We start from the raw sequence: 16821 nt of genomic DNA, 5'->3' as shown, positions 1-16821 counted from the left end.
GATGGTTAGCAAAATAATCGAATGGTCGGTACGGCATGTTTTTCTAATATTGCTGGCAACATTCTTTATCGTTGCCTGGGGCGTGTATGCAGTGTTGAAAACGCCTGTTGATGCAATTCCTGATTTATCCGATGTTCAGGTCATCATCTATACCGAATATCCCGGCCAGGCACCGCAAGTGGTTGAAGATCAGGTTACTTATCCACTGACTACGGCCATGCTGAGTGTGCCCAAATCGAAAGTAGTGCGGGGAATGTCGGCCTTTGGGGTGTCGTTTATCTACGTCATTTTTGAAGATGGTACTGATATCTATTGGGCACGTTCACGTGTGTTGGAATACCTGAATTTTGCAGCTAACAAATTGCCACAGGGTGTCAGGCCCGCGCTCGGTCCAGACGCGACTGGAGTAGGTTGGGTTTATCAATATGTCGTTACTGCTGAAGAACGGACACTGGATGAGCTGCGCAGTATCCAAGACTGGTTTCTGCGTTATCAATTGGTCGCGACGGAAGGGGTGTCGGAAGTAGCTAGCGTCGGAGGGTTTGAGAAAACTTATCAGATTACGGTCGATCCACGGCGTTTACAAGCTTATGGCATTTCACTTAAGACGGTGATCAATGTTGTTGCTCAGAGTAATCGCGATGTGGGCGGGCGTGTGATCGAGCTTACAGAAACCGAGTACATGGTGCGTGGCAAAGGATACTTACGCAGCATCAGTGACCTAGAGAATCTGGTCGTAAAAGCACACGAGGGTATGCCGGTACTATTGCGTAATGTCGCCCGTGTTGAGCTGGCGCCCAATGAACGCCGTGGGATCACTGAACTCAATGGTGAAGGCGAAGCCGTTTCAGGGATCGCCATTGCGCGCTATGGCGAGAATGCGCTCAATGTTATCCGCGATATCGAAGCGAAAATCGATGATCTTAAACCGGGTTTACCGGAAGGCGTAACGATTCAATCTGTTTATGACCGTTCCGAGTTGATTGAGCGTGCTATCGCGACACTGGACGAAGTGTTGATCGAGCAGGTGATTATCGTGGCGCTGGTATGTGCCGTTTTTCTCATGCATGTGCGCAGTGCGCTGGTGGCGATCATCATATTGCCAATCGGTGTGCTTATCGCTTTCATTGTCATGTTTCACCTGGGCATCAACTCCAACATCATGAGTCTGGCTGGCATCGCACTCGCCATTGCCGAGATGACCGACGCCGCGGTTGTCATGGTGGAGAATACGCATAAACACCTTGCACGCCTTGATCCGCTTGCTCCCGCAGCGGCGCGTAGGGATGCCATTATTACAGCATGTAAGGAAGTCGGGCCGGCGTTATTTTTCAGCCTGCTGATTATTACGGTATCGTTTCTGCCGATATTCACGCTCGAGGCTCAGGAAGGGCGCATGTTTCAACCACTCGCCTTTACCAAGACATTTGCCATGGCAGGTGCTGCACTCCTATCCATCACGCTGGTTCCAGCGCTGATGCTACTGCTGATTTGGGGCCGTATTCCGCGTGAGCAGGATAATCCACTGGGTCGGCTCATGATCCGGCTTTATCAGCCCCTCATTCCATGGGTCATCAAATGGAAGAAAAGCATACTCGTTGCTGCCATTGTTTTATTAGGATTAACTATTTATCCGGCTGTCAAACTGGGATCCGAATTTATGCCACCGTTGAATGAAGGTACGCTGCTTTATATGCCGGTGACGCTGCCGGCTATCTCCGTCACCAAAGCGGCGGAACTCATGCAAACTCAGAACAAAATCATTAAAAGCTTTCCAGAAGTGGCATCGGTATTTGGTAAAGCTGGCCGCGCCAATACCGCGACTGATCCAGCGCCATTGGAAATGACCGAGACCATCATCAATCTGAAACCGGAAAGTGAGTGGCGTCCCGGCATGACCATCGACAAGCTGATTGCTGAACTGGATCAAGCGCTGCAAATACCCGGTGTCAGTAATGCCTGGACAATGCCGATCAAAAACAGGATTGACATGCTGGCAACCGGCATCCGTACACCAATTGGTATTAAAGTATTTGGCAGCGATCTGGATGAAATAGAAAAACTCGGCAAGCAGATCGAAATGGCCGTCAAAACAGTGCCTGGCACCGCTAGTGTCTATGCGGAACGAACCACTGGTGGTTATTACCTCGATATCGAACCTGACCGTATGGCACTTGCGCGTTATGGCTTGGCTGTCGGTGATCTGCTGGAAGTGATTACCACAGCATTGGGGGGCGAAACGATTACTACTACCGTTGAAGGACGTGAGCGCTATGGAGTCACCGTGCGCTACCCACGTGAACTGCGCAGCGACCCGCAAGCGATTGCGACACAGGTGCTGGTCCCTACTATGGGCGGAGCGATGATTCCACTGGGACAGCTTGCGCAGATTAAGCTTGTCAAAGGGCCGCCGAGCATTCGCACCGAGAACGCTTTGCTGTCCGCTTACATTTTTGTTGATATACGTGATCGTGATATCGGCAGCTATATCGCGGATGCGCAGCAGGCAGTCCGAGAACAAGTACAATTCCCACCGGGGTACTACGCTACCTGGAGCGGCCAGTTTGAATATATGCAGCGTGCCATCGAGAAATTGAAAGTGGTGGTGCCCTTTACGCTGTTAATCGTATTTGTGCTGATCTATTTAAATTTCAATCGTCTGACCGAAACATTGATCGTGATGCTGACAGTGCCTTTTTCCGTGATCGGGGGCATCTGGCTGATTTACTGGCTTGGTTATAACATGAGTACTGCGGTCGCAGTGGGTTTCATCGGTCTAGTGGGTATCGCAGCCGAAATCGGTATGGTGATGCTGACCTTCCTCGATCAAGCGTTCAAATCCATTACAACAAAACGCCATGCAGCTGGTGAAAAAGTCACCATTGAAGATCTCTATGCTGCCGTGTCAGAAGGTGCAGTGAGAAGGATACGTCCCGTCATGATGACCATTGCCGGCAGTATCGTGGGCTTGTTGCCAGTCATACTGAGTACGGGCACCGGTTCAGAGATAACGCGGCGCATTGCTGCTCCAATGGTTGGCGGCATGGTCTCAGCCACTGTGCTGACGCTGATCATTTTCCCAGCCATTTATGCAATGATTAAGGAAATGCAGATTCAGCGTTCATTTAAAACCGAAAAAATATAAAAATTTACATTTGCAAACCAATTTAATGACCTGGTTATTTGGTGGCTAATCGTAGCAGTAAAAAATTTTCACTATAGCAGAACAAGATAATTATGATTATAATAAAAGGTATGGCATATACGTTGGATTTTCGCCGTAAAGTTCTGTCTGTTCGAAAGAAAGAAGGACTCACAATAGCGGAGGTGGCGACCCGGTTTGATGTTGGTGTGGCAAGTGTGACGCGCTGGATTAAGAATATTCATCGCAAGCCACAAGGGTTCAGAAGACGCAAGATCGATCTCGAGGCGCTGCGCCAGGATGTTCTCGATTATCCCGATGCTTACCAATACGAACGAGCAAAGCGTCTGGGTGTTACGCAAAATGCGATTTTTCTTGCCCTCAGGAAATTGCGCGTGACCTATAAAAAAAACACTGCGGCATCCTGGGGCGAACGAAAGCGCACGGTTTTCCTTCCAGGAAAAAATCAAGGCGCATGAAACTGTCGGTCGCACGATTGTTTACATTGATGAAAGTGGGTTTGCTCATGATATGCCGCGCACGCATGGATATGCTCCCATGGGGCAAAGATGCTACGGCGTCCGGGACTGGCATGCCAAAGAGCGGACAAACGTCATCGGTGCGTTGATCGGAGAATTCCTGCATACCATCGGATTGTTCAGGACGAGCATCAATGCCGATGTTTTCTACGCGTGGACCGTGCAAGACCTGTTGCCCAAACTTCCTCCGGCTTGCGTCATCGTGATGGATAACGCCACTTTCCACAAACGACAGGATATCGAGGATGTCATCGCCAAAGCTGGGCACATGCTCGAATACCTGCCCGCTTACTCCCCAGACTTCAATCCCATCGAACACAAGTGGGCGCAATCAAAAGCCTTGCGCAGAAAATCTCAGTGCTCCATCGAGAACCTCTTCAATGAGAATGCTCTTTGAGTCATTCCTAACTGGTTTAGCTATATATGAGAGGTTGATCACCATGAAGAAACCTTTGCGTTATATTCCAGCATTTCATTTCCACTGGTTGACGCGTTGGTACGATCCGATGATACGGCTCTTCTTTCCTGAAGAGGCGTTAAAGACTGCGTTGATTGCTCAAGCGCATATCCAACCAGGCCAAAACGTGTTGGATATTGGCTGCGGGACAGGCACGCTCACCCTCATGATCAAACAGGCCAACCCGAACGCTACAGTATACGGACTTGACGTGGATTCCGAGGTGTTAGATATCGCACGCAGGAAGACCGAAGAAGCAGGCGAGATCATCATCCTGCAGCAGGGTACGGCAACTTGTCTACCCTATGCAGACGAAAGCTTCGATCACGTATTTGCCAGTTTGATGCTACATCATCTAACGAGGCAAGATAAACAGCAAATGCTCAGGGAAGCATTCCGTGTCCTCCAGCCCGGTGGCAAGCTGCATGTAGCGGATTTCGGCAAGCCACATGATTCAGTCATGTGGCTGATCTCTTGGTTAGTGCGTTGGTTTGAAGAGGTACACGATAACATTCTGGGTCTATTGCCGGTTTATATGGTGGATGCTGGATTTCATTCGATCGAGGAGACAACATGTTACCGTACAGTGCTTGGCACTGTTGCTTTATATCACGCTGATAAACCCATAAAGAGAAGGAAGAAAGTGAATTCGGGATGATACGGAAGCACCTGCCGTGCCGCCCATTTCAGAATGAGAAAGGTTTGCAGGATTAACCTGTGAAGTGTTGGTATCGCAATTGTTTTTCGCTAATGCATTTATTAATGCATATGAATAACAAAATAATAATGCGTAATAGATAAGAAGTGCTGAAATGGTATGCTGTTGTTAATGAAATTTTGTCATTCAGAAGTTTTAAAATATTTTTTATTCATTCATATTATGTACATTATTTTTCTTCTCAACAGGTATCTCGGGTTCAACAGATTCGCTGAAGCAATAAATACCAAATGTCATACGGTAACGTGGACTATTATTCAGTGCATCATTTGTTTTTAGTTCTATGGCCTCTTTGTTGATGGCAAGTAAAGATTCCATTCCCAGACTTTCAGACTTTTCAGCCAATACTCTAACTGAATCCACGCTTAGTGCATCGTAATAAACACTGCGCTCTAAAAATGGTTGATCATCTTGTAACAAATTACTGGTAGCTGCTGCTGCATGATCGTGCAAGTTATGACCAAAATAATAAACTTTTTCATCAAAGCCATGTGCAGGGACAAATGCAGCGGTATTGAGACACACGCGATTTTTTTCATCAAAGCGAGCTATACCGAGCCTTAACCATTCGTCAAGTACAACTCGCGAACGGATATCACAGCTCACACTGGCAACCAGTCCTTCAAAAGAAATATCTCCACCTTCTTTAATAAATCTGGGCAATGGCCTGGGCTGATTGCTTTCATCCAGATAACGCGTATCACTTGTCCACAGGCTTACGAGTCGCGCGCCCATTGAAACAGCGTGCGGGATAACTTGAATAGTGGAATGGTCACTATGACGTAATCGTTTGATATCTTTACGATGGATACCCGTCAGTAAGCTCAAATGACTATCACTAGAAGGCTTTCCTCCAATCCTGCATTCTTTTTCTGCTACCTCTACAAAAATATCTTTTAATAATTCAGATAAATAATTGTAAGTAATTCCCTTTGCTAGCATCAATTTGATAAATGGCCGCAATACACGGCGCAACGCAGAAACGAGTGCTGGTGAAAGTATTGAAGTGGAAGGAAGCACAGTGCATTTTAAAAATAAGAATATCAGATTATCAAATTAAATCTGAAATTAATAACATTGTAATAATAACACGATGACATTGTAATAATAACATGATGTGGTAATGCGGCAAGCATTTTGTGGGAAATTTTTACACAAAATGTAGACATGAGAATTGTTTTCATCTACTATTCCTTTTGTGTGGGAAATAATCACACAATATACATCGTGATGGTTTTACTGATGCTGCATTAACTAAATCAAGGAGAGTGCTATGAGAAGACTCTCAAACATTTCAATTCTTACACTAAGTATAGGTCTTACTTCTGCTCCAGCCTTGGCACGACAAATAGTCAATTCAAGCGACTATGCGACTATATTGAATACACAAATAGTGCATATGCTTTTGCAGAACTTGTACATGGCAGCCGATGATCTTGAAGCAAGGCGCGTTGGAAAACTCCTTTAGATTAACAACCATGTTTAAGACGACCAACCACTGTAACGTGAGATAGGGAAAGTAAAAAACCCAGTTTTGCCGAATTAACGGCAAAACTGGATGAATACAAAAGCGGAAAACTAATAGTAATAGTGTTAATTAATCCAAGGAGAGCATTTAATGCTTGATATGTCATATTTTAAAAAAATTGTGAACCTGACGGTTTGTTCTTCAGCACTCTTAACTTGTTTGTCTATAAACAACGCTTCTGCTGCTAATGCTAACGAAGTCGTATTTATACCGAGAGATGACCCAGCACGCTGGTTTGATACCGGAACAGCGATCGCAGGCAACCGCTCTATTGCAATTGCCCAGCCGGGTGTACGAGTCAAGTTTGATTGGGACAATTCCAACACGGTGCACACGAGAACCAGTTTGATCTTTCCAACTGGAGCGGCTAACATGCCATTTAATACGCCAGCTGACGAAAGCAGCTATGAGGTAACGCTGACAACGCCAGGTTTATATGTTTTCTTCTGCAGCGTCCATCCCTTCATGTTTGGTGCAGTGATTGTCGATGATCCAAATACTACTGGTCTGGATCTTGGATCTTCACTCAGTTTAATCAATGGCCCTACCTTCCCAAGTAGTAGTGATCTGGCAACCCGCTTATTACGCACTTTCTTTATCGCGACCAACTCTGATAACTGGCAAAACTACGCGGATAACAAACCGTGGCATGTTACCTATCCCGATATTGACGTGCGTGTGGATAGCGGTGTCGTTAATCTGCCGACCATGCTGAATGCGCGCTATGGCAATGATATCCCGTTGGCACCACTTGAAAATCCAAAGACACCGGCAGTAGGTGAAGTTTTGGTAGCCACTGAGTTTGAAACTACGTCAGGAAAACAAAAACCAGGTACGGTATCAGCGGTAGATGGTTCTTCCTGGCAGGTCACCCGCAAAGTAGCGTTGCCTTCCATCGACATGAACAATCCACACAATCTGTGGACCGATAAAGATCAAAACGTTATTTATGTGACACAATGGTTTGACAGTAAACTGGCTGTTTATGATCGTCAAACGGGTAAATTGATTCGTAATGTATCTGTGGGCGAATCACCTGCGCATGTGATGACTCTGCCCGATAGCGATCGGGTTCACGTCACGAATAATGGCGACACCCAAAATGATTCTGTGATGGAACTGGCTCCTCTGGCAACCGAGGTGCTGCGTACGGTGAATATTGGACGAGGCGCTCCACACGCACACTGGATGAGTCATGAGGGCAAAACCATGGTAACGGCAAACGCCCTTTTCGGCGATTCCACGCAATACAATTTCCATACAAATGGTATTGATTCCCTTACAAAAGTCGGTGGTGAATTCAGTCATCCTTTGGCAGCCGGCATGATGCCGGATAGCAGCAAATATTATGTTTCGAATTTCCTTGACAACACCATCGCTGTTATAAACATGGACACACATCAAGTTATCAAGCATATTGATCTGCTAAAAGATTATGATCCCGTGGCAGGAACCATTTCCGGCCCTGTAGGTGCATTACCGATTCAAACCCCCGTCTCTCCCGATGGGAAAAATATGATCACAGCGAATACGCTCACAGGCACGATTACTATTGTTAATACCAGCACTGATGAAGTTGTTGCCATGTTGCCTTGCGATCCTGGTTGCCACGGTGTGCAATACGGCGCCAAAAAAGGAGGCGGTTACTATGCGTATGTTGCCAGCAAATTCTCCAACAGACTGCTAATTGTCGATCCTGATCCAAACAATGATGGCGATCCCTCCGATGCCATGATTGCAGGTCAAGTAGGACTGTTCGCTGCAGGCGCAACAAAGCTGGATGACACCATAAAAGGTAATCCTGGAATGGGGGGGCAAGGCGTCCTGGCAATCCCAGTCGTGTATAACGGCTGGGTTCAGAATCTGCCTGCTTCCTGGAGTGATCAACTAACCCCAGCGCAACGTGATCCAATTAATCCAATTAAATAAGCTAAGACGGGTATAAGCAGTGTTCGATAGAGTCTCATGATTTGTAATACTGTTTATACCTTGACTTACCTATATTGATGAGGAGAAAAAAATGAGATCAGGACATGATGATTTATCCACCAGCAGTGATAAACAGTTTACATTTACCATTGAGAATGCGTTGTAACGACCTTTTTTAAAGTTGAAAATGGAGTAACGGAACAACCCGGTCAAATTAGCTGGGATGATGTCACTGTCCTGAGCTAGCACTGAGCAAACAAAGGGGGCATTAATCGCCCCCTTCTAGTTTCTAATTGATGATTCTTCCCACCATACTTACCCATAGTAAGCAATATCAGGCGTGCTCAGGAAATTACCAAGAAATACAGATTCTTGGTTTTTTGTAAATTTAAATCCTGTCATTACTATATCGAATATGTCTTACTGCCAGCCAAATCTGGATCAGTGTTGTAAGCAATAGTGTGTAAGAATTTCTAGCGTTGTTTACAGTATTGTGGAGAATACTGTAAATGAACATGCACAAACATATAAGACTTACGCCACTTGACTGTCAGGAGCTGTGGCAGCTTTACCAAACTCGCTGCTGGAAAGTGTCCCAACTTGCCGAACGCTTTCGAGTCTCAAGACCTACGATCTACACTGTTCTCAAACGGGCAAGGCTCAAGGAGTTTGTTCCCCGTGACAGTACCAATCAACGTTTTAAAACAATCCAGTACGGCCTCAAACGCTTAGCCAAAGTCGAGCAGTCCATCCAGGAGCGCTTGAAACATGAGGCAAAGCGTTATAACAAGTCTTATCCTGGCGAACTCGTGCATTTCGATACTAAACGCTTGCCTTTGCTCAAAGGCCAATCACCCAACCAAGGGAATACCTGTTTGTCGCGATTGATGACTTCTCCCGAGAACTCCATGCAGCCATCCTGCCCGATAAAACCCAAAATAGCGCCGCCTGGTTCCTCACCGAAACCGTTATCGCCCAATGCCCTTACCAGATCGATTATCCTAAATTCCTCAGTTGGAATTTAGAATGAAAATAGCTGTAATCTAATACTATCAACGGTTCATAGCCAAAAATGTTAACTGCTCCTCAGTTACAGTAAACAAGCTGAGAGCAAGGTGTGGCAACACTTTCAGCAGATTTTGATTATTTCACTAAAATCTCATCTGATTGGTAATGCCATGGATCTTTCAAAGAACCTTAATCAATAGGGTTCTTGAGCGATTTAGGAGTCTTCAACTGAGGAATTTAGGATTATGCTTATTCTGATAATGGCAAAGAATATAAGGGCACTGACAGTCATGCTTTCGTTAAAACCTGCAAAGCGCACGGCATCGGCCAGAAATTCACTCAAGTCAATCGACCCCAAACCAACGGCAAGGCTGAACGCGCTATCCGCACTCTAATGCAGATGTGGCATGACAAGACCAACTTTAAAGACTGCACCGACCGGAAAATTCAACTCGGCCGCTTTATTAACTTTTATAACACTGTCAAACCTCACAAGAGTTTGAATAACTCAACTCCTTATGAAATACTCCAACATTATTTCAATCAACCTCTCTGTAAACAACCCTGAGGTTTCTTACAAATAGCGCAATAAGAAAAACCAATGTAAATGTTTGCATAGTCAATATGACACAACACAATGCATAATTTGCCAATGTTACGGATATTAACTGATAGAGGTACGGAGTATTGTGGACGGGTTGAACATTACGATTCCCAGTTGTACCTCGCAATCAATGATATCGATCACACATTAATAACATTGTAATAATGACATGATGACATTGTAATAATAATACGATACGGTAATGCGGCAAGCATTTTGTGGGAAATTTTTACACAAAATGTAGACATGAGAATTATTTTCATTTACTATTCCTTCTGTGTGGGAAATAATCACACAATATACATCGTGATGGTTTTGCTGATGCTGCATTAACTAAATCAAGGAGAGTGCTATGAGAAGACTCTCAAACATTTCAATTCTTACACTAAGTATAGGTCTTACTTCTGCTCCAGCCCTGGCACGACAAATAGTCAATTCAAGCGACTATGCGACTATATTGGATACACAAATAGTGCATATGCTTTTGCAGAACTTGTACATGGCAGCCGATGATCTTGAAGCAAGGCGCGTTGGAAAACTCCTTTAGATTAACAACCATGTTTAAGACGACCAACCACTGTAACGTGAGATAGGAAAAAGTAAAAAACCCAGTTTCGCCAAACTAACGGCAAACTGAGAATAGTATTAATTAATCCATGGAGAACATTTAATGTTTGATAGGTCTTTTATCAAAAAGATTGTGAACCTGGCAGTTTATTCCTCAGCAATCTTAACCTTGTCATCTGTAAGCAACGTTTCTGCTGGTGATAACGAAGTCCGATTTGCACTGACAGACAACGCAGCACTCTGGTTTGACACCGGAACAGCGATCGCAGGCAATCGCTCCATTGCAATTGCCCAGCCTGGTGTGCGGGTTAAATTTTCTGGTGATTCCAATACGGTGCACACAAGAACCAGTTTGATCTTCCCAACTGGAGCCGCTGGTATGCCACATAATGATACGAAACATTCGGATGGGGGCGATGATGTAACGCTGACAACGCCGGGCTTATATGTTTTTTTCTGTAGTATTCATCCTTTCATGCTCGGTGCAGTGATTGTTGATGATCCTAATACCACCGGTCTGGATTTAGGATCTTCACTCAGTTTAATCAATGGCATTACTGTGCCAAGCAGCAGCGATCTGGCAACCCGCCTATTACGCACTTTCTTTATCGCGACCAATCCTGATAACTGGCAGAACTATGCAAGTAATAAACCATGGCATATTACCTATCCTAATGTTGATGTACGTGTGGATAGTGGCGTCGTTAACTTGCCAGAAATGCTGAATGCTCGCTATGGCAATGATACTCCCTTGGCAGCGCTTCAAAATCCTAAAACACCCGCAGTAGGTGAAGTTTGGGTAGCCACTGAGTTTGAAACCACCTCAGGAAAAGGAAACCCAGGTACGGTATCAGCGGTAGATGGCTCTTCCTGGCAGGTCACCCGCAAAGTAGCGTTGCCTTCCATCGACATGAACAATCCACACAATATGTGGACCGATAAAGATCAAACCGTTATTTATGTGACACAATGGTTTGACGATAAACTGGCTGTTTTTGATCGTCAAACGGGTAAATTGATTCGCAATGTATCTGTGGGCGAATCACCTGCGCATGTGATGACTCTGCCCGATAGCGATCGGATTCACGTCACCAATAACGGCGATGATGTAAAAGATTCAGTCATGGAACTAGCTCCACTCGCAACCGAGGTGCTGCGTACGATAAATATTGGACAAGGCAATCCACATGCGCATTGGATGAGTCATGAGGGCAAAACCATGGTAACGGCAAACGCCCTTTTCGGCGATTCCACGCAATACAATTTCCATACAAATGGTATTGATTCCCTTACAAAAGTCGGTGGTGAATTCAGTCATCCTTTGGCAGCCGGCATGATGCCGGATAGCAGCAAATATTATGTTTCGAATTTCCTTGACAACACCATCGCTGTTATAAACATGGACACACATCAAGTTATCAAGCATATTGATCTGCTAAAAGATTATGATCCCGTGGCAGGAACCATTTCCGGCCCTGTAGGTGCATTACCGGTTCAAACTCCCGTTTCCCCCGATGGGAAAAATATGGTCACATCCAATACGCTCACAGGCACGATTACTGTTGTCAATACCAGCACTGATGAAGTTGTTGCCATGTTGCCTTGCGATCCTGGTTGCCACGGTGTGCAATACGGCGCCAAACAAGGAGGCGGTTACTATGCGTATGTTGCCAGCAAATTCTCCAACAGACTGCTAGTTGTCGATCCTGATCCAAACAATGATGGCGATCCCTCCGATGCCATGATTGCAGGTCAAGTAGGACTGTTTGCTGCAGGCGCAACAAAACTGGATGACACCATAAAAGGTAATCCTGGAATGGGGGGGCAAGGCGTACTGCCAATCCCGCTCGTGTATAACGGCTGGGTTCAGAATCTACCTGCTTCCTGGAGTGATCAGCTAACCCCAGCGCAACGTGATCCAATTAATCCAATTAAATAAGCTAAGACGGGTATAAGCAGTGTTCGATAGAGTCTCATGATTTGTAATACTATTTGTAATACTGTTTATACTTTTACTTACCTTATATTGATGAGGGAAAAAATCAGCTCAGGACATGATGATTTATCCACCAGCAGTGATAAACGGTTTACATTTACCATTGAGAATGGCGCTGTAACGGCCTTTCTCGAAGTTGAAAATGGAGTAACGGAACAACCCGGCCAAATTAGCTGGAATGATGTCACTGTACTGAGCTAGCACTGAGCAAACAAAGGGGGCGTTAATCGTCCCCTTCTAGTTTCTGATTGATGATTCTTCCCACCATACTTACCCATAGTAAGCAATATCAGGCGCGCTCAGGAAACCACCAAGAAATACATATTCTTGGTTTTTTGTAAATTTAAATCCTGTCATTACTATATCGAATATGTCTTACTGCCAGCCAAATCCGGGTCAGTGTTGTAAGCAATAGTGCAATAAGAAAAACCAATGTAAATGTTTGCATAGTCAATAGTTTCCCCAGTTGTACCTCGCAATCAATGATATCGATTACACCAAAACCAAGGTGATGTCTCCACAGACCAACGGTATTTGTGAACGATTTCACAAAACCATTCTGCAGGAATTCTATCAAGTAACTTTCCGCAAGAAGCGCAACTATGATTTAGAATCCTTAAGAAAGACCTGAACAGTTGGATCGATTATTACAATAATGAAAGAACTCATCAGGGTAAAATCTGAAATGGGAAAACTCCTATGGAGACTTTATTCAATGGGAAAGAGGTTTGGCAGATTGATTCATAGCATTCCCTTGCGATACAAAACACTTAAATCCATCATGATTGCGATACCATAATGAAGCATTACACCTGGCCAAATGCTCTTACTTTTCAGACTCATCGCACCTAACACGATACCGGCCACTATTGCGCCAATTGTTTCAGGTAGAGGTTTACCAAAATGAATCATGCAATAGGGAATTGTCATGACAAAAATGGCATAAACCCCAAATCTTCGTTTAGTTCCATGCAATAAAAATCCTCGGAATAAAAATTCGAGCGCAATAAACTGAAGAAAATAAAATATCTCCCAGATTACAAAATTTGGATAAAGCCCCTCATTTTTCCCTACTTTATAAAATGGATAGCTTGCCAGAAAACCATCTGTTCCTGAGAAATAAGCAATTAAGGGAATCATACTGATGATCATGATTAAGTAAGGCCTGTAATTGCTAAAACTGTAATTAGGCGCTAATCCATAATCACCGGGTTTTTCTTTTATCACCAGCACAATTACGAGCAATGGCAGAATGAAATAAAACAAAACGATGGATGATGCCCAGAACATTAATTGATGTAATTGGGCATTAACATGATGCAACATGAATGATTGAAATATATTTGAGAGGTCGTTTAGTTCTATGCTTTTTAAAACCGATAACACAAAACGATAATCTCCCAAATAGCGATGAAGGGTTAGCACCAACGCTACCACGATACAAATCAGCGCGACTTTAAAGCTGGCTCTTCTTTTTGTTTGCCATTGCAGTAATTTGGTAAGACTTTGATCTGATTGAGTTACAAAAAACCTGAGCATCTTGATTCGGATAGTAAGGAAATCTTATTCAAATGATTTATGCTACACAGATATTTACTTTATATAGAGCGTAAATATTTTCATGGATCTTAGGAGGTTAAAGCAGATTTTTAAACATAAGTAATAATTTAAGAATTGAACTATAAAGAGTATACAGAATGGGGTCAGATACCATCTGACTCGCTTAATGCCCGAGCTGTAATTTGCTCTACAACCTCCGTTTTTGCGCTAGCATATGCGTTCATGTCTGCCCAGTCCTGTTTTGCCAATTGACGCTTGACAGACTCGTATAGAAGACGTTCTCCGTCAATCTGCCGTAGTCGATTTCGAAAGGCAATTTGCCTTTTAATCTCCCCGGACACCCAAGCGAAAAAATATGTGCATGAACATCCCGTTCTGGAGTTCTAACCATTCTATGCTGATGCCATTCGGGCTCTCTCACCCGGAGAACATAACCAGCATCCAATAATGCTGGGAGATAGGTTGCTTCATTGCTGGAATCTTCAACAACAATAATGATGTCAATTATTGGTTTGGCCGCCAGCTGCGGAACTGATGTTGATCCAATGTGTTCGATTAAGATAAAACGACCTTTCAAGGCCACCTCAATCCTTTTCTTATGCTCTAGAAATTTGTTTGGCCAAAGCGGATCATAGTCTACGATCACGATTTCTCTTTTCTCAATTCCGCCAATCAAGACTTCATTTTCCACGATTTTTGACACCTTTTTCTGTAAGGAAAAGCCCATTTAAATAACCTTTCGACACTTCTCTACCTTCCGCACATTCTCTCAAACGTTCGGGCCGGCCCAGCGGACAGAACAAGGACATCGTTTTTAGTTCTCTAAGGACATTGTTTGATATGGAATAGCTATTGAGGTACCGTCAAACGAAAGAGGCGGAAACAGATAGGCAGTTCCTATTGTTGACTGGAAGCCAGTTCTTTACTCTACCCATTGTTATATGTTACCTTGCTACACCACGAAATGGCGTGATGTGCCCATCGCACATGCTTCCTGATTGAAATTAGCGAGTGAGCTAATAATTTATTCTATTGTATACTCTACAGGGATATCACCGTTATATAAAGGAACTCCTTCTTCCATCGTTATGATCTCAGCAAGGTATTTATCTGACGGCGTGGTGTTTCCGGTTGAAAATACTGTTCCTTTCTTCTGTATTATTTGTTCGAGTTTGAAAGAAGATCTTTCTGGGATGTATTTAAAGATCAAGGTGTTAGCAATTGGATTTACCCAGCTAGAGGAGAAGGTATTGTCTTCAGAATTTATTCCACCTTTTTGGTTTGATAATGCATGCAATGAATGAACAGAAATAACTAATTGCTGACCATTAAAATAACCGATGGCTTCATTAGACTGTTTTGGTGTGACAACTGTGGATACATTAGGAACAACGGGCTGATTTTTGTTCTCTGTAATGACTTCATCTCCTATTCCATTCCCAATATCAACACAACCATAAATTTGAGTAGTACATTCTGGAGCTGCAGCTGAACAATTTCTTCTCACAACAAAAACTGCTAATCCACCCGTAAGACGTAAGCGGAACATTCCGTTTCCATTGTCTTCAATTATCTCAAAACGACTTTCAATTGGATTATGTAATGTAGTTTGGTGCGTCAATGGATCAAATGACATAGAGTCTTGGCATGATTGACCGCGGTAAACAATGGATAATCCAAAAGCCTCTCCAGAAATTAAGCTTATAAACAAAAAGATTTAGGTTAATTTTTTCATAGCTTTTTCCTGTCAAATTTATCTCAAAAAGGTGCCAGTCATTGCATCTTGCAAAATGAACGAATTAACCGGCTAACAGTACTGTAATGAACATTAAAATACGTTGCAATTTCAAACATTGTGTAATGTCCCGTTTTGTATATCGCATTCATTGCTTCTTCTCTATCAGTAATGCCGGCAACAATTTCATCCATTGGTTTTTTGGGTGATTTCTTCGATCGCTTGGTAATATGAATACTATCACTTTGTTTCAAACTAATATGTTTTTGTACCTCACCAATAAAAGCATTATCGCCTAAATAAGTTTGTTGCAATACCTTTCCAGAGAAAGGCTGATCAACACCCTGGCTGACATACATCTTGTATAAGCGAATGGCCTCTTTTCTTCGATGATCGAACAAACTGAGTAAATTATCAGCAGCAAGCCAGTCAGGACATGCATACCGACCTATAGTTGCACTATAACTGGACCAGTTATAGTTTTCTGGAACATCAATGATGCCGGCACGTACTGGATTGAGAATGATATGGCGCGACAGTTCAAGTAAGTAGTTATCCTTTTGCACAATAATCGCTTTATAGCAACCCATGAAATACATGCCCCATTCGTTGACGCGTTTTGTTGAAAAATCTTGTATAACGCCCGTTTAGTCCTCGCATTATTTGAGATAGATTTGCCTTTGGCGTTTCCAGCAAAAGATGATAGTGATTATCCATCAGGCAGTAGGCATAACATATTGCCCCATAGCGTGTCATCAACTCTGCTAATAAATCAAGAAACTGCTGTCTATCCTCATCTTCATCAAAAATAGCTTCTCCACCGCTCCCTCTTGACATAACATGGTATAAACCATTCTAAAATCCTAGCCTGATTGGACGCGCCATAAAACCATTCTTCTCCATATTCATTTATGGCTACGTATCATAAATGCGCTTCATGCACTATACAATGACTGAACATCCCATTTAAATTTTCAAGCGATTTTTGTAATCTATTTACCGAGTTTCGTATTTTCTCCCTTGCTTGGTCATTGACCA

Annotated in this window: 20 protein-coding genes and 2 pseudogenes; 14 read left to right on the top strand and 8 right to left on the bottom strand. The window is 43.6% G+C overall.

Annotation, left to right across the window (positions count from 1 at the left end; genetic code table 11):
• Position 1: 1 nt before the first annotated feature.
• The 4 genes from BLV54_RS06340 to BLV54_RS06325 all read left to right on the top strand — a co-directional run bounded on the left by BLV54_RS06340 (position 2) and on the right by BLV54_RS06325 (position 4796).
• Positions 2-3145, top strand: coding sequence for an efflux RND transporter permease subunit (locus tag BLV54_RS06340; RefSeq protein ID WP_090569379.1), 3144 nt, complete (start codon positions 2-4; stop codon positions 3143-3145).
• Between the two features lie 92 nt (positions 3146-3237).
• Complete coding sequence (locus tag BLV54_RS06335) at positions 3238-3621, top strand: IS630 transposase-related protein (RefSeq protein ID WP_256329207.1); 384 nt, start codon at positions 3238-3240, stop codon at positions 3619-3621.
• Entirely contained in the window at positions 3545-4078 is a 534-nt protein-coding gene (locus BLV54_RS06330) for a transposase (RefSeq protein ID WP_339389407.1), read from the top strand. Before BLV54_RS06335 ends, BLV54_RS06330 begins: the two co-directional genes overlap by 77 nt.
• Before the next feature lie 43 nt (positions 4079-4121).
• Positions 4122-4796, top strand: a complete 675-nt coding sequence (locus tag BLV54_RS06325; RefSeq protein WP_090569373.1) for a class I SAM-dependent methyltransferase — start codon at positions 4122-4124, stop codon at positions 4794-4796.
• Between the two features lie 207 nt (positions 4797-5003).
• Here BLV54_RS06325 and BLV54_RS06320 read toward each other — a convergent pair whose 3' ends face one another.
• The gene (locus tag BLV54_RS06320; RefSeq protein WP_090569371.1) at positions 5004-5876 is read right to left on the bottom strand and encodes a DUF6502 family protein; all 873 of its coding nucleotides are present in this window, start codon (positions 5874-5876) and stop codon (positions 5004-5006) included.
• A gap of 253 nt (positions 5877-6129) precedes the next feature.
• Here BLV54_RS06320 and BLV54_RS06315 point away from each other — a divergent pair, with 253 nt between their 5' ends.
• The 9 genes and pseudogenes from BLV54_RS06315 to BLV54_RS06285 all read left to right on the top strand — a co-directional run bounded on the left by BLV54_RS06315 (position 6130) and on the right by BLV54_RS06285 (position 12689).
• Complete coding sequence (locus BLV54_RS06315) at positions 6130-6324, top strand: hypothetical protein (RefSeq protein ID WP_090569369.1); 195 nt, start codon at positions 6130-6132, stop codon at positions 6322-6324.
• Positions 6325-6474: 150 nt separating this feature from the next.
• Entirely contained in the window at positions 6475-8313 is a 1839-nt protein-coding gene (locus tag BLV54_RS06310; protein ID WP_090569366.1) for a copper oxidase, read from the top strand.
• A gap of 509 nt (positions 8314-8822) precedes the next feature.
• Entirely contained in the window at positions 8823-9338 is a 516-nt protein-coding gene (locus BLV54_RS06305; RefSeq protein ID WP_176969697.1) for a hypothetical protein, read from the top strand.
• A 228-nt stretch (positions 9339-9566) separates the two neighbouring features.
• A complete protein-coding gene (locus BLV54_RS16750) occupies positions 9567-9716 on the top strand; it encodes a hypothetical protein (RefSeq protein ID WP_256329206.1) in 150 nt (49 codons plus the stop codon).
• Positions 9644-9889 carry an integrase core domain-containing protein gene (locus BLV54_RS17220; RefSeq protein ID WP_371113276.1) on the top strand — a complete coding sequence of 82 codons (246 nt, stop codon included), beginning with the start codon at positions 9644-9646 and terminating at the stop codon, positions 9887-9889. Before BLV54_RS16750 ends, BLV54_RS17220 begins: the two co-directional genes overlap by 73 nt.
• A gap of 78 nt (positions 9890-9967) precedes the next feature.
• Positions 9968-10072, top strand: a pseudogene (locus tag BLV54_RS15465) (IS481 family transposase); the annotation flags it as partial.
• A gap of 205 nt (positions 10073-10277) precedes the next feature.
• Positions 10278-10472: a hypothetical protein gene (locus BLV54_RS06295; protein ID WP_090569363.1), complete on the top strand. Its 195-nt coding sequence runs from the start codon at positions 10278-10280 to the stop codon at positions 10470-10472.
• Positions 10473-10595: 123 nt separating this feature from the next.
• Positions 10596-12431, top strand: a complete 1836-nt coding sequence (locus tag BLV54_RS06290) for a copper oxidase (RefSeq protein WP_090569360.1) — start codon at positions 10596-10598, stop codon at positions 12429-12431.
• Between the two features lie 36 nt (positions 12432-12467).
• Positions 12468-12689, top strand: coding sequence for a hypothetical protein (locus BLV54_RS06285; protein ID WP_090569357.1), 222 nt, complete (start codon positions 12468-12470; stop codon positions 12687-12689).
• Between the two features lie 142 nt (positions 12690-12831).
• Here BLV54_RS06285 and BLV54_RS15460 read toward each other — a convergent pair whose 3' ends face one another.
• Positions 12832-13038, bottom strand: coding sequence for a hypothetical protein (locus tag BLV54_RS15460; RefSeq protein ID WP_143032429.1), 207 nt, complete (start codon positions 13036-13038; stop codon positions 12832-12834).
• Here BLV54_RS15460 and BLV54_RS06280 point away from each other — a divergent pair.
• Positions 12952-13169: pseudogene (locus BLV54_RS06280) on the top strand (integrase core domain-containing protein); the annotation flags it as partial. The gene BLV54_RS15460 and the pseudogene BLV54_RS06280 sit on opposite strands and share 87 nt — an antisense overlap.
• Before the next feature lie 60 nt (positions 13170-13229).
• Here BLV54_RS06280 and BLV54_RS06275 read toward each other — a convergent pair.
• The 6 genes from BLV54_RS06275 to BLV54_RS16410 all read right to left on the bottom strand — a co-directional run bounded on the left by BLV54_RS06275 (position 13230) and on the right by BLV54_RS16410 (position 16620).
• The gene (locus BLV54_RS06275) at positions 13230-14027 is read right to left on the bottom strand and encodes a CPBP family intramembrane glutamic endopeptidase (RefSeq protein ID WP_090569353.1); all 798 of its coding nucleotides are present in this window, start codon (positions 14025-14027) and stop codon (positions 13230-13232) included.
• Between the two features lie 164 nt (positions 14028-14191).
• Positions 14192-14338 (bottom strand): GrpB family protein, encoded by a 147-nt coding sequence (locus tag BLV54_RS17215; protein ID WP_371113275.1) that lies wholly within the window; start codon positions 14336-14338, stop codon positions 14192-14194.
• The gene (locus BLV54_RS06270; protein ID WP_218132330.1) at positions 14269-14739 is read right to left on the bottom strand and encodes a GrpB family protein; all 471 of its coding nucleotides are present in this window, start codon (positions 14737-14739) and stop codon (positions 14269-14271) included. Before BLV54_RS06270 ends, BLV54_RS17215 begins: the two co-directional genes overlap by 70 nt.
• A gap of 333 nt (positions 14740-15072) precedes the next feature.
• A complete protein-coding gene (locus BLV54_RS06265; protein WP_090569350.1) occupies positions 15073-15684 on the bottom strand; it encodes a hypothetical protein in 612 nt (203 codons plus the stop codon).
• 137 nt (positions 15685-15821) lie between these two features.
• Entirely contained in the window at positions 15822-16373 is a 552-nt protein-coding gene (locus BLV54_RS06260) for a hypothetical protein (protein WP_218132329.1), read from the bottom strand.
• A complete protein-coding gene (locus BLV54_RS16410; protein WP_256329203.1) occupies positions 16360-16620 on the bottom strand; it encodes a transposase in 261 nt (86 codons plus the stop codon). Before BLV54_RS16410 ends, BLV54_RS06260 begins: the two co-directional genes overlap by 14 nt.
• Positions 16621-16821: the final 201 nt, after the last annotated feature.

Origin of the sequence: Nitrosomonas sp. Nm33 (assembly GCF_900107265.1) — a bacterium.
Taxonomy (GTDB): domain Bacteria; phylum Pseudomonadota; class Gammaproteobacteria; order Burkholderiales; family Nitrosomonadaceae; genus Nitrosomonas.
Note: the sequence above shows the minus strand (reverse complement) of the source record. Positions and strands in the feature narration are given on the sequence as shown.

Coding starts and splice junctions, on each gene's coding strand:
- BLV54_RS06275 (WP_090569353.1), bottom strand. CDS start 14,027: ATGCTCAGGTTTTTTGTAACTCAATCAGATCAAAGTCTTACCAAATTA.
- BLV54_RS06265 (WP_090569350.1), bottom strand. CDS start 15,684: ATGTCATTTGATCCATTGACGCACCAAACTACATTACATAATCCAATT.
- BLV54_RS06325 (WP_090569373.1), top strand. CDS start 4,122: ATGAAGAAACCTTTGCGTTATATTCCAGCATTTCATTTCCACTGGTTG.
- BLV54_RS06260 (WP_218132329.1), bottom strand. CDS start 16,373: ATGGGTTGCTATAAAGCGATTATTGTGCAAAAGGATAACTACTTACTT.
- BLV54_RS06310 (WP_090569366.1), top strand. CDS start 6,475: ATGCTTGATATGTCATATTTTAAAAAAATTGTGAACCTGACGGTTTGT.
- BLV54_RS16410 (WP_256329203.1), bottom strand. CDS start 16,620: ATGTCAAGAGGGAGCGGTGGAGAAGCTATTTTTGATGAAGATGAGGAT.
- BLV54_RS06335 (WP_256329207.1), top strand. CDS start 3,238: ATGATTATAATAAAAGGTATGGCATATACGTTGGATTTTCGCCGTAAA.
- BLV54_RS06340 (WP_090569379.1), top strand. CDS start 2: ATGGTTAGCAAAATAATCGAATGGTCGGTACGGCATGTTTTTCTAATA.
- BLV54_RS06290 (WP_090569360.1), top strand. CDS start 10,596: ATGTTTGATAGGTCTTTTATCAAAAAGATTGTGAACCTGGCAGTTTAT.
- BLV54_RS16750 (WP_256329206.1), top strand. CDS start 9,567: ATGCTTATTCTGATAATGGCAAAGAATATAAGGGCACTGACAGTCATG.
- BLV54_RS06305 (WP_176969697.1), top strand. CDS start 8,823: ATGAACATGCACAAACATATAAGACTTACGCCACTTGACTGTCAGGAG.
- BLV54_RS06285 (WP_090569357.1), top strand. CDS start 12,468: ATGATTTGTAATACTATTTGTAATACTGTTTATACTTTTACTTACCTT.
- BLV54_RS06295 (WP_090569363.1), top strand. CDS start 10,278: ATGAGAAGACTCTCAAACATTTCAATTCTTACACTAAGTATAGGTCTT.
- BLV54_RS06315 (WP_090569369.1), top strand. CDS start 6,130: ATGAGAAGACTCTCAAACATTTCAATTCTTACACTAAGTATAGGTCTT.